Source organism: Streptomyces sp. NPDC029014, from assembly GCF_055564695.1.
Genome location: NZ_JBVHVT010000007.1, coordinates 117,364 through 132,156, shown reverse-complemented (window position 1 = coordinate 132,156; position 14,793 = coordinate 117,364). Strand labels below are relative to the sequence as shown.

Annotated in this window: 8 protein-coding genes and 2 pseudogenes; 3 read left to right on the top strand and 7 right to left on the bottom strand. The window is 70.8% G+C overall.

What is annotated here, in order from left to right; translation table 11 throughout:
- A pseudogene (locus ACZ4VL_RS06055) lies at positions 1 to 227 on the top strand (hypothetical protein); the annotation flags it as partial.
- A gap of 24 nt (positions 228 to 251) precedes the next feature.
- Here the strand turns inward: ACZ4VL_RS06055 and ACZ4VL_RS06050 are convergent.
- From ACZ4VL_RS06050 to ACZ4VL_RS06040, 3 genes are all read right to left on the bottom strand, one after another.
- A complete protein-coding gene (locus ACZ4VL_RS06050) occupies positions 252 to 848 on the bottom strand; it encodes a hypothetical protein (RefSeq protein WP_468196389.1) in 597 nt (198 codons plus the stop codon).
- Positions 845 to 1,129 carry a hypothetical protein gene (locus tag ACZ4VL_RS06045; RefSeq protein ID WP_468196387.1) on the bottom strand — a complete coding sequence of 95 codons (285 nt, stop codon included), beginning with the start codon at positions 1,127 to 1,129 and terminating at the stop codon, positions 845 to 847. Before ACZ4VL_RS06045 ends, ACZ4VL_RS06050 begins: the two co-directional genes overlap by 4 nt.
- Positions 1,130 to 2,269: 1,140 nt before the next feature.
- Positions 2,270 to 5,140 carry a toll/interleukin-1 receptor domain-containing protein gene (locus ACZ4VL_RS06040; RefSeq protein WP_468196385.1) on the bottom strand — a complete coding sequence of 957 codons (2,871 nt, stop codon included), beginning with the start codon at positions 5,138 to 5,140 and terminating at the stop codon, positions 2,270 to 2,272.
- Between the two features lie 352 nt (positions 5,141 to 5,492).
- Here ACZ4VL_RS06040 and ACZ4VL_RS06035 point away from each other — a divergent pair, with 352 nt between their 5' ends.
- The gene (locus ACZ4VL_RS06035; RefSeq protein ID WP_468196382.1) at positions 5,493 to 8,321 is read left to right on the top strand and encodes a toll/interleukin-1 receptor domain-containing protein; all 2,829 of its coding nucleotides are present in this window, start codon (positions 5,493 to 5,495) and stop codon (positions 8,319 to 8,321) included.
- Between the two features lie 54 nt (positions 8,322 to 8,375).
- Here ACZ4VL_RS06035 and ACZ4VL_RS06030 read toward each other — a convergent pair whose 3' ends face one another.
- The 3 genes from ACZ4VL_RS06030 to ACZ4VL_RS06020 are packed head-to-tail and all read right to left on the bottom strand — an operon-like array spanning position 8,376 to position 12,717.
- A complete protein-coding gene (locus ACZ4VL_RS06030; RefSeq protein WP_468196379.1) occupies positions 8,376 to 9,059 on the bottom strand; it encodes a hypothetical protein in 684 nt (227 codons plus the stop codon).
- A gap of 24 nt (positions 9,060 to 9,083) precedes the next feature.
- The gene (locus ACZ4VL_RS06025) at positions 9,084 to 11,912 is read right to left on the bottom strand and encodes a TIR domain-containing protein (protein WP_468196376.1); all 2,829 of its coding nucleotides are present in this window, start codon (positions 11,910 to 11,912) and stop codon (positions 9,084 to 9,086) included.
- A 22-nt stretch (positions 11,913 to 11,934) separates the two neighbouring features.
- Positions 11,935 to 12,717: a hypothetical protein gene (locus ACZ4VL_RS06020; RefSeq protein WP_468196373.1), complete on the bottom strand. Its 783-nt coding sequence runs from the start codon at positions 12,715 to 12,717 to the stop codon at positions 11,935 to 11,937.
- Positions 12,718 to 13,157: 440 nt separating this feature from the next.
- Between ACZ4VL_RS06020 and ACZ4VL_RS06015 the strand changes: the two are divergent.
- Positions 13,158 to 13,294, top strand: a pseudogene (locus tag ACZ4VL_RS06015) (IS5/IS1182 family transposase); the annotation flags it as partial.
- 122 nt (positions 13,295 to 13,416) lie between these two features.
- Here the strand turns inward: ACZ4VL_RS06015 and ACZ4VL_RS06010 are convergent.
- On the bottom strand, positions 13,417 to 14,781 hold the full coding sequence (locus ACZ4VL_RS06010; RefSeq protein WP_468196371.1) for an alkaline phosphatase: 1,365 nt from the start codon (positions 14,779 to 14,781) through the stop codon (positions 13,417 to 13,419).
- Positions 14,782 to 14,793 lie beyond the last annotated feature (12 nt).

Below are 14,793 nucleotides of genomic sequence, written 5' to 3'. Positions count from 1 at the left end.
CCGGCGGCACCGGCGGCACCGGCGGCACCGGCGGCACCGGCGGCACCGGCGGCACCGGCGGCACCGGCGGCACCGGCGGCACCGGCGGCACCGGCGGCACCGGCGACATGGGCCTGGCGACCGCCCACCGTCTCACCACCGAAGGCGCCGGTCAGCAGCTCGGGTGCGGCGCTGCCGCGGTGAAGCCGGCCGGCGAGGCCTTCTCCGCCCACCCGACCCGGAGATGAGTCCGTCGCCGGGGAACCGGTCCGTTATCGGGCGCCTTGGTCGGCGGGTCGCTTGTAGTACCGCCACGGGAACCAACCTGCGCCTACCGGAATCCAGCCTTCCGATTGCATTCGCCGGTTTCGCGCGATGGAGGGGAGTGTGACCCGGCAGTGCTCCCAGGGCTGGCCGGACGCCTCCACCTCGTGGAAGAAGGGGCCGTAGCCGACCATGTGCCAGCCGTCGCGGCCGGCCTCCTCCAGTGCGGCCATCTCGTTGAACGCGGTCAAACCGCTGAGGGTGCGACGCTTCGGGGCGTTCGGTCCCTGGGCGGGTGGTGCTGACGGGCCCGAGTCGGCGGCCTTGCTCGCGAAGCGTTGCTGCGCGGCCTGGCGGCTCACTCCCAGGACGCGGCCCACGGTGTCCCAGCTGTGACCGGCGGCCCTGGCGCCCTGGACGGCCTCGCGCAGCAGCCGGCTCGCCTCCTCGGCGCCGACGCGTGAGGCGTCCAGCAGGCGCAGGTACCCGTGGGGGTCGTGTTCGAGCGAGTCGGCCAGCCCGTCGGGGGCGTCGAGGACGGCTGCGGCGATCCCTTCCCGGATCCGGTCCATCTCCGCCGGGTGGAGCAGCGGTGTGTCGGTCATCGGCGCAGTCCGGCAAGGGGTTCGAGGTCGTCGAGGACCGCCTCGTCGCGGCGCTCCTGTTCGGCGGAGTCGCGGGTCGTTGCTCGGGCGGCCAGGCCGGCCGAGCACGCGATGAGCGCGAGGCCCACGGCGATCAGGGCGACGGTGGCGACGGTACCGAGCCGGTCGCCGAACATCACCGACACGGCTGGCAGGGCCACGGCGAGCGGCAGCGTGGCGGCCGTGGACGCGGTGGCGGGAGAGGCGTCCCGGTGCCGGTCCTTCGAATGCAAGATCAACATGCGTCAAGGAAACCTTGACGCGGCCGACTTGTCAAGAATCCCTTGACGCCCGCGTCCCGCATCCCGCGGCGCCGCAATGCCCCTGGTGTCAGTCGCCCCCGCCGCCCCCGCAGGACGAGCCGCCGCCGCAGGACGCTCCATCTCCGCAGGAGAAGCTGACACCATCGTCATGCCGCCCTGCGGAACGCCGCCGCCGCTGCGCTGCCCGGCCGCCGAATGCCCCGCCGCGCCAGGCCTGGAAGAGCCCCCAGGCGAGGCCGATTCCCACGATCATCAGGTATTGCACCTTCACCGCCCCCTTCCCGGCCATTGTTGCTCGTGCCGTGCGGTTCTCAGCGCCGACACCGCCGCCACCGGCACGGGCGCCGTGGCAGCGCGACAGGTCGCCGACGCCGGCCGCGAGCCGCGTGCCGCGGGTCGGCCCTGCGGCGGGAGTGACCTCCCATGTCAGTGTGCCGGTGCGAGTTCCCAGAGGCGGTGCTCCCAGCCGATGTCGCGGCAGGAGCGGACGGGAGGCCGGCGCGGACGGCCAGTGCGGCGAACTCGGCCGCGCTGCGCAGGCCCGAGCCGAACGCATCCTTGAGGCGCAGGTGGTGCAGGCCCGCCTCGGTCCCCTTCGACCCGGACCGGCCCCTCCCAGCCCGCCCCGTCCTCCAGGGTGCGAAGTCCCTGGGCGATCCCGTTGACGACCTGCTCGGTCTCGCGCCGGAAGGAATGGCCGCCGGCACTGCTCGTCTCGGTCATCACTTGATCATTCCATCTCCGACGTGACGGGCCATTGGTGTAGTGCAAGTACGGCACGCCGTTCGAGGAAGCTTCTACCGGCGGCGCAGAGATCCGGGTCCGCAACGAGTGGACCAGTCGCCGGCCGGTGACAGTCGCTCTCCACTGGCCCGCACGACAACAACCCTGCCGTCTTCTTCGAAAGCGATTCGATCACTGGCGGCCAGGAAGAGCGGACTCGCCAGCTCGAAGGCGAGTCCGTCGTCAGTCTCCAGGTCTTTCACCAGTACCAACCGCGAGATCGGCGTGGCTCCGTCAGCTACCAGACGCATGCCGAAATGCTCTCACGCAGCCTGAGGGCACCTCGACCCCATTCAGCAGCTGACCAACGACCCAGCCGTTAAAGATCAAGTCAGGTCACCGAGGGCGGCAGGGCACGCCGATGTCGATGCCCTTCAAGTAGCGATCACGGTCTTTGGCGGGGAGCGGGCCCGGGGTGAGGCCGCAAAGCGTGTCGCGCCATGCGGCGAGCTCGATGGTCTGATGGACGAGGGAACCGTCGGGTCCGAAGAGGAGGATGCCGCTGTCGGAGCTCCGGACGATCCGCACACCAGGCCACGTGCGCTCACCCCGTTTCCCCACTGCCAGGGGCCAGCTGCCCAGTGAGTCTCCCGTAGTGGCGTCCCAAAGCAGCAGGGTGCTGTCCTCCTTCTGCTCGGAGACCTGCACCAAGTGCAGGCCGTCGTCGCCGAAGACGACGTCCTGGCTGGGCATCTGGGCCACCGCCTCCGTGGTGACAGAACGACCCGAGGCCGGGTCGAAGACTGTGGCACGCCCGTCGCGGTCCACGGAGGCCACCTTTGATCCGTCGCTGTTCACTGTGAGGGAATCGACCCTCTCGCCGGCATAGGCAGTCGCCGCCTCTTTGACCCGCCCATTTCCCGACCAGCGCCACACAGTGACGTTCTTGCTGGTGCGGCTCAGAGCGGCGACCGATGCCAGGTCCTGACTGACCGCGAGATTCCAGAAGCTTCCCAGCTTTTGGGTGATCTCACCGGTTCGGACGTCGATCACGAGGAGGCCTTGCTCCCATGTACCAATGACGTGGAAGTCATCGCCCAGGAAGGACAGATTGGATGCGAACACCCACTCCTTCTCTTTGGTGTCGTAGCGCCTCGCACTGATGCGGCGTCCCGTGTGCGGATCCCACAGTGAGAGCTCGCTCCTGTGTAGCAACGCCACGCGGGAGCCGTCGCTGGTGGCCACAAGGTCATCGGTCTGGCGGTCGATCGCCACGGGTATGTGCCCGAGCCTGCGGGGTCCTGCCGTCGCATCGGTAACCGTCCAGATCTCGTTGCCGCCGTCCTGCGTGGGCCGGACGCCGAGCTGGCCGGATCTGACGATCTCGTCGTCCTGTAGGCCGTCTCCGTTCGGTACCGCATGCAGGCCATGCGCCGCCGAGGTGAAGAGGGTGACGGATCCGTCGACCGAACCGGCCGCCACCCACGATCCGTCCCCCGATACGGCGATGCTGGAGACGTCCCGGCTGAAGGAGCCCAGGGTGTGCTCCTTCTGCAGGCCAGAGTCGGAGACCGATACGGATGCCCCGTCGGCTCCCACGATGAGCCCGTTGGCGTCAGCGGGGAGGACCGACAGACCGTGGCCATGAGACACCCCGTTGGTGATGCGTCGGCCCTGATCCAGGTCCCACAATTCCCCCTCGGCTGTGCCAGGTCCCGCAAGAAGCGCCCGGTTGGCGGACGGGGATAGGGTGACGTCGCGGTCCGTGGCTGAGAAGCCCTCCAACGTCCGAGGGGCGCTCCAGGTCCCTGATGCCAGGGTGAGGGTGCGGGCCTGGCCCGTCTCGCTGGCGAGGGCCAGCAGTCTGTTCGACGTGTCGAAGGCGAGCGCGAGCCCATGGGATGCGACGTCTTTTTCACTGACGACAGGGGTTCCGCTGGTCAGGTCCCAGACGGTGAGCCTCGGTTCCCTCTCGTCGGGTGAGCGGAATGTGGCGGCAAACCAGTGCCCGTCCGTGGACAGGGCTGCCGAGTACAGACCGGCTGCGGCTGAGGACAGCCGTTCTCCGTCGCTCGCGATCAGCGTTCTCGTCAGGACCGCGTGCCGTACGTCCCACACCTCGATCTCGTTGTTGATGGTCTCCACCACCAGAGTCGAGCCGTCCCCGCTGAACGCGAGGTATCCCGTGCTCGTGTCTCGCCAGCCCTTGGTGTGCAAGGAGGGTAGGGCTTTACCGGTGCGGACGTCGTAGAGATGGATGAGGCCTTCTAGCGGCTGGGGGAACTCCACGGTGTCGGTGTCGGCATCGTAGTCCGAGTAGTAGGCCACGAGACCTCCGTCACGGCTGAGCGCAACGTTCGTCATGGGCCCGTGGTTGGGGCCGCGGTACGAGTCGACAAGGGCCGAGCCACCCTGGAGGTGCCGTGCCACATATGCATTGGCCCGCGTGGCCTGGGCCATAGCCCGTTCGGACTCAGACGTATGTCTGGCAAGGTCGGCGTACAGGGCGAACTGGGCAGCCTTGCGGGGGTTGGTGGCTGCCTCTTCAAGGGCACGGGCTGCGAGCGCCTGCGAGGCGGAGGTACGCGCCCGGGATAGGGCTTCGCCCATCTGGTGCCAGGCGACATAGCCGGCGATCAGTGAGCTGACAAGCAGCAGGGTGAGAGCGGTCATCGCCCCACCAAGCATCCGGACCGCCGTACGGCGCTGGCGCAGGTCCTCGCTGTCCACCGCGTCCTTGCTGATACCTCGTAGGGGAGCGAGGAGGGTGGCGACCGCATCGCGGAACGGAGCATCGCGTAAGGAGTACCGCCCGGCGGTGCGGACCGCGGTGAGGTCCACCCAGAGGGGCTCCGTGGCGAACCTGTGGCGCAGGACGGTCGGGAGGCAGGTCGTATGGGACCAGTCCCAGTCGCCTGCATGCGGGTCCCAGGCGATCGTGCCGTCGCTGACGGCGATGAGGAAGCGGTCCATCGGACGATGCGCAATCCAGAACTCAATCTCCTCGCGTACCCACCGGGAGTGCGCGGCCGCGGGGGAGGCAATGTAGACGAAGTACTTGGAGTGGCCGAGCTCCCGCAGGAGCGCGCCGCCAAGGTCACTGGTGGCTGCGAGGCTGGTGGTATCGCGGAAGACGCTGACGGTCTGGCGGCGGCTCCAGGGACGCGCGAGTTGTTGCAGGCCCCGCTGGAGCGCCTGAGCGAGGGGGACGTCCTGCTGGTGGCTGTACGAGATGAAAGCGTCACGCCGGTAAGGAGGTTCGACCATGTGTGTTGGGCTCCCCTTGTGCAATATTGGCCAACTCGTAGGGTGACACGCATAGTTGGTCCTCGAGGAAGGTTTGCGGGATGCGTTTGCGGCAGAGATGAGGACGACGGTATGGACGCGGCGGCCGCTTCGAGGCGCAGGAGACCGCGGTCGAACTCGGGGTTCCCTTCCTAGGGAAGATCAGCGGGGCCTGGGAACCGATTCCGAACGGTGACGTTCGGCGCGCTCCCGAACAGGAGCCGCGCATCACCAGGGACCGGTCCCGGACGCCTACACGGAGCGTTGACTTCGCGTGGCAGTCTACGGGGCGCCCATCACCACGCACGCCGTCAGACCAAGCCGGGGGAGTCACATGGAACCGACGTACCACGCGTTCATCTCCTACAGCCAGCAGCGGGACGTATCACTGGCCGAAGGGCTCCAGGAAGGGCTGGAGAAACTGGTGCGCAAGGGATGGCGACGTCGCCGGACGCTAAAAGTCTTCCGCGACCACACCTCGATCGCCGCGAGCAGCGATCTGCCACGCACGATCCTCGCCGGACTCGCCCGCTCCCAGCACCTCGTACTCATCGGATCGCCCGAGGCCGCTGCCTCCGCATGGGTCCGCCAAGAGGTCGAGTTCTGGCGGGCCAACCGCTCCACCGACCACCTGCTGCTGGCCTGCGCCGCAGGCGAGATCGCCTGGGACGGCACGCGCGGAGACTTCGACTGGGAGCGGACCACCGCGATCCCGAAGGAGTTAAGCGGGGCGTTCGCCGCCGAACCCTTCTGGGTGGACCTGCGGTCCTTCCGGGACGCCGAGGACTTCTCGTACGCACCGGGCCGTCCCTTCCGCGACAAGGTCGTCACCCTCGCCGCGCCGATCCACGGAATCGGCAAGGACGTACTCGACAGCCGGGCGGTCCAAGAAGACCGGAAGGCTACGCTCCGGCTCCGTGCGATGGGGGCTGGTTTCCTCGTGCTCACCCTGGGCCTCGGGACCGCCGGGTTGGTCGCCTGGCGCAAGAGCGGCGAGGCCTCGGCCCGGGCACGGACGGCCGCATCCCGCTCCCTCGCAGCGCGCGCCCTGGAGGTCGCCCCGAGCGACCCGCGCAAGGCAGCCCAGTTCGCGCTGTACGCCTACGCCGTCGAGCCGACCGGCCAGGCGGCCCAGGCCCTGGGCCGCGCGATCGCCGCGAACGACAGCACCACGCACCACCTGCAACAGGGGAACGAAAGCGTGGCCCAGTACCAGGGCGCCGGACACAGCCCGGCCACCAAGGTGGCGATGAGCCACGACGGAGGGGTGCTGGCGTACTACTCGGGTCTCGACCCCGATGCCCTGAGCCAAGGGAAGTACGCCGTACACCTCTACGACGTCCGCTCCCGTACTCGGCTGCCCGACCTGGTCGGCAACGCGTGGCCGCAGGACGGGGGCGGCCTCGCGTTCAGCGGGGACGGCAGCCTGCTGGCGGTGGAGACCCCGGGCAACGAGATCGAGTTGTGGGACGTGCGCGGACGCAAGCTCCTGCGCACGATCGTGGCCAGCGACGGCAGCGCTCTCGCCGGGGCGCAGATGAGGCTGCGCTCCTTCGCCTTCTCCGGCGACGGCACGCGCATCGCCGCATCGTTCTTCACCCCGGCCGGCTTCCACCTGGCGGTCTGGGACGCGGCCACCGGCCGTCAGATCCTCAGGGAAGGCGCCGCCGACGACGCCGTCGCGCTGGCCTTCGACGACACGCACCGGCTCGTGGCTCTGGACTCCTCGGTGGGTACCGTACGCACCCTTGCCCCTGACTCCAGTACTTGGAACGCCTCCCGTCCCCTCGACGGCTACCCCCGCCTCGACCGGGACGCCCGCTTCGGCGTGACCCTCTCGCCGGACGGAGCCCGCGTCTTCGTGGCCAAGGACGCAGGCACGCACACGGACGTCTGGGACGTGGCCAGCGGGAAGCGGCTGACCCCGGCCGAGGCGGCCACGACCGACGGCCGGCCCGCCTTCACCGCCGACGGCCGGTCGGTGGTCATGCACGACGCGGCGCGCCGACGACGAGTACTCGGAGCCTTCACCTACCCCGTGGTCTCCCTCGCCGCATCGGGCGACGGCACGCGGGTGGTGGCCGCGTCGAACGACGGCGCCGTCACGCTGTTCTCGGCCACCGGCATCCAGGCCGGAACGACGCTCCCCAACGAACAGCGGCTGGGGCCCGCCGAACTCACCCCGGACCGGCGGCTCGCCGTCAGGGCCACTGCCGAGGGCTCGGACCTGTGGGCCACCGGCGGCGACGGCCTGGTGCGGATCGGGCGGATCGGGCAGCGCGCCAAGACGAGCGGTGCCGGGGAAAGCACGGTCATCGCCTCGTCCGACCGTGCACGCGTGGTGGTCGCCGACGACGACGGAGTCCTCACCCTCTGGAACCCGGGGGACGGCAGCCGGACGGGCGCTCCCTGGCGCCCCGGGCACCGCGTGGCCCCGGTGTCCTTCCTCCCCGACCACATCAGCTTCCTCGCCGTCACGGACGGCGCCCTCCAGGTCATTGACCCGCGCACCTGGCAGGTACGGCAGTCCCAACCCCTCGGCACGGGCCCCGGGGCGCCCGTGGCCGCCAGCGGGGACGCCACCACCGTCGCCGTGGTGGACCGCGACGAACTCATCGTGTGGCGTTGGAGCACCGAGAAGGGGCTCCACCGGGTGCACCGGAGCAGGATCCCGGGCGGGGCCGACTTCCGGACCTCGGTGGCGATCAGCCGACACGGGGAGAAGGCCGTGGTCATCAACGGCGACAACCGCCTCATCGTCTTCGACGTCGCCTCGGGAACGGCCGTCCAAGGGGCCTCGGTCTCGCCCGAGGGCCAAGGCGGCGTCGCCTTCGGCGCCGACAACGCCCTGCTCGTCCACGCGTACGGCACCGGGACCGACGCGGGCCTGCAGTTCTGGGACGCCACCACGGGAGAAGCCCGGGGCACCTGGGCGATGACGGGACACGGCGAGGGCGGCGTGACCACCTTCAACAGCGCGGACGGCTCCGTCCTGACCATGGGAGCGGACGGCTCGCTCGTACGTCGCACCGTGGATCTCGCAGCCTGGCGCACCACACTCTGTTCACTGGCCCCCGACCCGCTTCCGGACGGCGAGTACGAGCGCTACCTGAAAGGAATCAAGATCGGTCCCCCCTGCCGCGGAGCGGCCACCCGCCCCTGACGGCCGACGCCGCCCTGACGGCCGACTGCCCCGCCACCGGCGGGGGCGGGGACTTCAGGAGACGACACGGGGTTCGCCCGGCGTCAGACGCTCACCGTCCCGCGTCCAGACGGTGGTGGCGTCCCCCGTGGGGCAGCACCTCGGGTCCGTCTGGCGGTACCACTTCTCGTGCGCGGTGATCCGGCCGGGCGCGAACTCCAGCCCGGTGAGTGCCGTCGTGTACTCGGCCGACTTCTGCCGCGGCGTGATCGCGCCGAGCGCGGCGAGGCCGTCGCCCTCACGGGTGAACACGACGTACGCGGCGACGAGTTGCCCGCTCATCGTAGACCCGTTGTCATCGCAGCCTACATAGACCGCGGCCTCGTCGCGCCCGTCACCGTCGGTGTCGCCGTACGCGACCTGGACGCCGCGCCGAACGCGTACGGTGCCCCACGTCCGGGACGTGGCCGTGGCACTGCCGTCGGCACCCGGCCGGACCAGTCCCGGGACATCGCAGAACTCGCCCGGCACGGGCGTCCCCGCCCAGTCCACGTCGTGGAGGTCCGCCGGCGCGGGCCCGACGAGCACCGGTTCCTGCGTGGGCGACGGCGCCGGCGACACGGACCCGGGGCCGATGGGCGAAGAGGCGGCGGGCTGGACGGGCGGTGCTGGACGCGGCGCACCGCACGCACCGGTGAGAACGACGAGCGCGAGCAGGGCGATGGACGGGGCGCTCGTGCGCCGTAAGCCGCTTGCCATGGTGTCCTCCGTTCCCGTACGCGCTCAGGCGCACGGTGGGTCGTAAGCTCGGTCGGGCAGGTACTGGGCCCACTGTTCGCGGGTGATGCGGGGGGACTCCGCACACAGCCGCCGCAGGATGGCGGCCCGGTCCACGCTCCACAGCCGCGTGCCCCGGTCGTCGCTGACCGCGAGACGACTGCCGTCCGGGCTGAACGCCATGGTCGCGGCCGGGTAGAGACCGCCTCCGCTGAGCGAGGCCATCTCGACGAGGCGGCCCGGATCGCTGACGTCCCACAGCCGGACGCGGCCGTCCCCTCCGGCAGTGACCGCGACGGCCCCGCCGGGGTGGTAGGCGAGCCCTACGACGGCACCGGTGTGCCGGGCGGAGCCACCCCTGGGCACGGGTCGGCCGGGACGCGAGACGTCCCAGGCGGTGAGCGAGCCGCTCTCGTCGCCGACCAGCAGCGTGCGGCCGCGCGGCTCGAACGCCAGCGCGGTCGTGTTTCCCTTTGCCGTCGCGATGTCCCCCACGGCCACGGGCCGGACGTTGCGGGCCACGCGCCAGAGCCGCACGGTGCCCCCTGCGGCCGGCGCGGCGAGCAGCGTACCGTCCGCACTGAACGAGATCGCCTGCGGACCGGCCGCAGTGCCGTCCAGCGTGGCGACGAGCGTGGGCCGGGCCCGGTCTGCGATGTCCCACAGCTGCACCGTTCCCCTGGCCAGCTGCTGGGGAGCCGCGTCACCCGCCCCCGTCGCCATCAGCGGAAGGACGGGGTTGAAAGCGACGCCCTGCGTGCCGGTGAAGCGGACCTCCTGCGGGGTGAGCCGACGCGGGGCCGCGGGGTCGCTCATGTCCCATGCGACCAGGGGGAGACCGGAGAACAGGGTCTGGCCGTAAGGGCCGAAGGCTGCGGCCTGACCGCCGTCGTTGAAGCTCTCCAGTGTGGCCACGCGGCGGGGCGCCGACGTGGCGTCCGTCTTCCACACGGTGGTGGGATGTCCCCCGGCCGCCAGCAGGGCGCCGTCGGGGCTGAAGGAGGGCGGGAAGGGAAACGTCACTGCTGCTCGAATCAGCGTGGGGGCGGAGGTCCGTTCGCTCCCTGACACGGGCCACAGGCGCACCGTGCTGTCGACGGGCCCGCTGCCGACAGGCAGCCGAACCGCCCCATCCGTGCCGACGGAGGCCATGCTCTGGCCGTCCGGACTGAAGCGCAGGCCCTGGACCGGGCTCGTGTGGCCGCTCAGGCGGGCGCCGGAACGCGGGCGGAACGGATCGGATACGTCCCACAGGGTGACCGTGCCGTCGCCGCCGCCCAGTGCCAGCACGGAACCGTCCGAGGAGAACTCCATGCTGTTGACGCCGTTGCGACCCTGCGCGTTCAGATCCGATCGGGCGACCGGGCGGGCGGGGTCCGCGACGTCCCACAGGCGTACGCGGTTGTCCGCGCCACCGACCGCCAGCGCGCGGCCGTCCGCGCTGAAGGAGGCACGGCCGTCGGTGGCGAACACACCGGCGGACGGAGAGGTGACGGTGGCGACTCGGGTCGGCCGGGCGGAGTCGGACAGGGTCCACAGGCCCAGTCCGGTCTCCTCGTCCTCCTCGGTGAGGACCACGGTGCCCGTGGAGCCGGCCGCGATCGTCCGGGCGGGTAGAGGCCCGAGGGAGCGGGGCCGGGCGGGGTCCGTGACGTCGAGTACGGCCCCACTCCTGGGGCCCAGGACGAGGAGCTTGCCGTCGGGGGCGAACACGAGCTGCTTCGTGCGGCCCTCCGTCACGGACACGGCCGCCAGGCTCCTGGGTCGCTCCGCGGCCGTTACGTCGAGCAGCCACACCCCACCGTCGGCGTCGCCGATCGCGAGGATCTGTCCGTCCGGGCCGAACGCGACCGCAGCGACACTACTCTGCGGCTCCTCCAGCGTGGCGCGGAGCCTGCCGCTGGCGAGGTCGTAGAGCCGGACCCGGTCATCGGCCAGGGCGAGCAGGCCCCCACTGCCGTACGCGACGCCGCGTACGGCGCCGTCCCCGTGGATGACCCTGGGCAGGCTGCCGCTCTCGACGAGTGCCCCGGCCGCCTCGGCCGTCGGAGCGAGCCGGTAGGCCTGGACGAGGAGTTGGCGCGCCAGATCGGGCTGGGTGTCACGGATGGACGACGCTTCCGCGACGAGCTGACGGGACTGGGCCACCAGGGTTTGGGACCGGGCGGTGTTGCGCTGGGTGTAGGCGGTGACGCCCCCGGCGACGGCGGCCAGCAGCAGGGCGGTCAGCACGGCGACGACCGACCACACCAGGCGCATCGTCCGGCGATGCCGGCGCACGTGGTCGCCGATCACCTCGTCCTTGGACCTGCCCGTGATCGGGGCCGCGAACTCCGCCACGCATTCGAGCAGTCGCGGGTCGGCAGCACTCGCCTGTTCCGGACGGCGCAGCCAGCGCAGGTCCACCCAGCGCGGCTCGTGGCCGAAGGCGCCGTCCATCTCCTCGCGCGGCAGGGCGTCGGTCCTCGACCAGTCGAAGGACGTCCGGTCATCGTCCCAGACGAGCGTGCCGTCGGTCCAGGCGATGAGGAGGGTGTCCGCCGAGCGGTGGGTGAGCCACCAGCGGATCTCCCCCCGCACCCAAGGGGACGCGGCAGCGGCGGGGCTGGCCATCAGCACGAGCCACCGCGACTCGGTGAGCCCGCGCTCGATCTCCCGCCACAGGTGGGGGTTCGCCGCCAGATTGGTTTCGTCGCGGAACACCCTGAGGCTTCTCGGTCGGTACCAGGGCCGGTCGAAGGTCTGCAACCGGTTCTGGAAGGCCTTGGTGAGGTCCTTGTCCCAGCTGTGGCTGTAGGAGATGAACGCGTCGTACCCGGTCCGCTCCCCGCTCATGTCCCTTTCCCCTTCGGGGCGTTCAGCGCGGGTCCCCGGCGGTGCCCGCCGCGGGGCTGCCACTCCTTCCGGGCCGGTCGTCCGGGGTACGGGATGGGGGAACCCGGCCGATAAGCGACTCGGCTTCTCGTACGCCGGCCAGGCGGGCGAAGCCGACCGCGTAGGCGTGGATGTCGCGCTGCACCCGCTGCAGCTGTGTCCGGCAGGCGGCGTTCTCCGCCCAGTCGGACTCCGGGCTGCCCGGATGCGCCTGCTCGAACTCGCGCAGCCGGGGGTGCCAGTGCGACAGGAACGGCCTGAGCTCGCGGTTCAGCATGGTGATCGCGAGGTATTCGACCGTCTGCCCGCCCGGAACGGGAGCCGAGGGGCGGGCGGTCTTGAGGGTCTCGCGCGTCGTGGCGAACAGCCCGTACATGGAGGTAAGGGCTTCACGGACGACGCCCTCGTCGCTGGCCAGCGGCTGCGTGGACACGCGGGTCACCGTCTCGATGAACATCTGCCAGGCGACCTGACGCGAGTCGTTGTTGACGGCGAAGGTGAGCTCGCTCAGTTGCGGGATGGTGACCTTGACCTCGGTGAGGCGGGCCGTGCGCTGGTACCACTGCACGGCCAGGACGGCCACCGCGCCCGCGACGCCCCCGGTGATGACGAAGAGGCTGCGGCTGGTCACCTCGGTGAGGCTGAACACGGTGAGCCCCGTGAGCGCGCCGACGATCGTGGCCGCGGCGAGCCGCAGCGCGGTGCTCCCGAGGATCCGCCGCCCCCGGGCGGACCGGGTGCCGGTCCGTGCTAAGTACTCGCTCATCGTCGTGTCCGCTCCCCCGCCGGTTTCCGCAGTAGGAAGAACATAGCGCCAACGGCGTCAACTCACCCGGATGCGGCGGACATCCGCATGACGTGGACGTGGATCCACGTCTACGGGAGTGGTTCACGCCGACCGCACGCGCCACGAGGAGCCGCCCGTCATCCAGCGACCGAGTCCTGGGCCGCCGCCGCTAAGAGGTCCTGACAGAAGCCGTTGATGGTGTGGCTGTCGGCTTGCATGCCCGTTGGGCCGTTCGTGGCGAAGAGGACCTCTCGGCTGTGGGTCGTGTCCGATGAACGGGGTCTTCTCGTCGCGCCGTTGCTGCCGGTCCAGGCACTGAAGCTGGTGGCGGCTGGCCGCGTGGAATGAGGCAGGTGTGTGGGACCGCCTACCGGTGATCGACTCCACTCATGTCAGGGCAGCCCGGCGGGCTCCGAAGCGGACCCGGCCTCGGCGTCCATCGCCGGGTCGTCGAACGCACCACGCCTGGCTCCACGGCTTCCGGCGCCTGCGCGCCCGGTGGGAACGACGCGACGGCATCCACGAAGCCTTCCTCGGCCTCGCCACCTGCTGCATCACCGACACGTCCAACGGCTTTGCTAGGACCCTTTTGGGACGGTGCCGTGTACGCCGCCATCGAACTGGACGGCGGAAGGGGGGGTCCGTGACCGGACTCCCCCTTCCCTTGGCTCAACGTGTTCAGTGCAGGCGGAGCGCCTCGCTGATCGTGGTGAACAGGTCGGTCTGGTTCGTGACGCCGAGGACCCGGTAGGCCTGGGGGCCCTGGGCGGCGATGCGGACCTGCACGCCGGTGTGCTCCTGGGACTGGCCCGGGGTGTTGGTCGAGTAGTTGACCTTCAGCTGCTGGCCCTCGTTGGTGACCAGGGTGGAGGAGAGGCCGGGCGGGGTCGCCTCGAGCGGGACGATCTGGCTGGTGTGGCCGTGGTCGGCGGTGGTGACGACGAGGGTGTCGGGGTGCTTGGCGGCGTAGTCGCGGGCGACCTTCACCGCGCGGTCGAAGGCGGCCGTCTCGCCGATCTGGCCACAGGGGTCGGCGGCGTGGTCCTGCTTGTCGATCGAGGCGCCCTCGATCTGGAGGAAGAAGCCCTGCTTGGAGTGCTTCTGCTTCTGCTTGGCCTCCAGCAGCTCGATCGCCTTGGTGGCGGAGTCGGCGAGGTTGGGGGTCGTCGCCGGACGGCCCGGGTTGGAGGTGGTGCACCGCTGCGGGTCCGTGCCACCGACCGCGGCCGGCTTGCCGGTCCACTCCACCGGCACGTTGCCCGCGGCGAACAGGCCGAGCACCGGCTGGCCGGGCTTCACGCTCTGCAGGCCGGCGTTGTCGGTGACCACCTGGTAGCCGAGCTTCTGCGCCTGCTCGGTGACGCTGAGGCCCTTGTAGGTGCCGTCGGTGACCTTCTGGTCGAACCGCCTCTTGCCACCGCCGAGCAGGACGTCGACCTTGTGGTTGACCGACTGCTCCGCGATGGAGCCGGGGCCGCCGGCCGCGATGGTGTCGGTGGGGCACTTGGCCATGTCGGCCGGGCCCTGGCAGGAGCGGTCCGTGGCGTGGGAGGCCAGGACGGCCGGGGTGGCGTCGGTCAGCTCGGCGGTGGTGACGCTGCCGGTGGCGTAGCCCTTCTTCTGGGCCAGCTCCAGAAGAGTGGGGACGGCCTTGTCGGTGCCGGGGGTCTTGGAGATCCGGCCGTTGACCGTCTTCACGCCGGTGGCCCAACCGCTGCCGCTGGCCGCGGAGTCGGTGACGTAGTCGGGGGTGCCGTCCGCGTGGACCGCGTAGGTGGTGTAGGCGCCGGTCAGCGGGAACTTGTCCATGTTCAGGCGGCCGTTGGCGCCCACCGTGTAGTCGCGGGCGAGGGTGATCTCCGAGTCGCCCATGCCGTCGCCGATGAGCAGGATGACGTTCTTCGCCTTCCCGGCCTGTATCGCTCCGTTCGCCTGCTGCGCGGTGTCGGACGCGCCGGCGGTGGTCGTGACGGCCGCGGCGGCCGCGGTCGCGGCGACCAGGGCAGTGGCGATCGTGAGGTGTCGGCGGGTGGGCCTGCGCATGGATGCGACTCC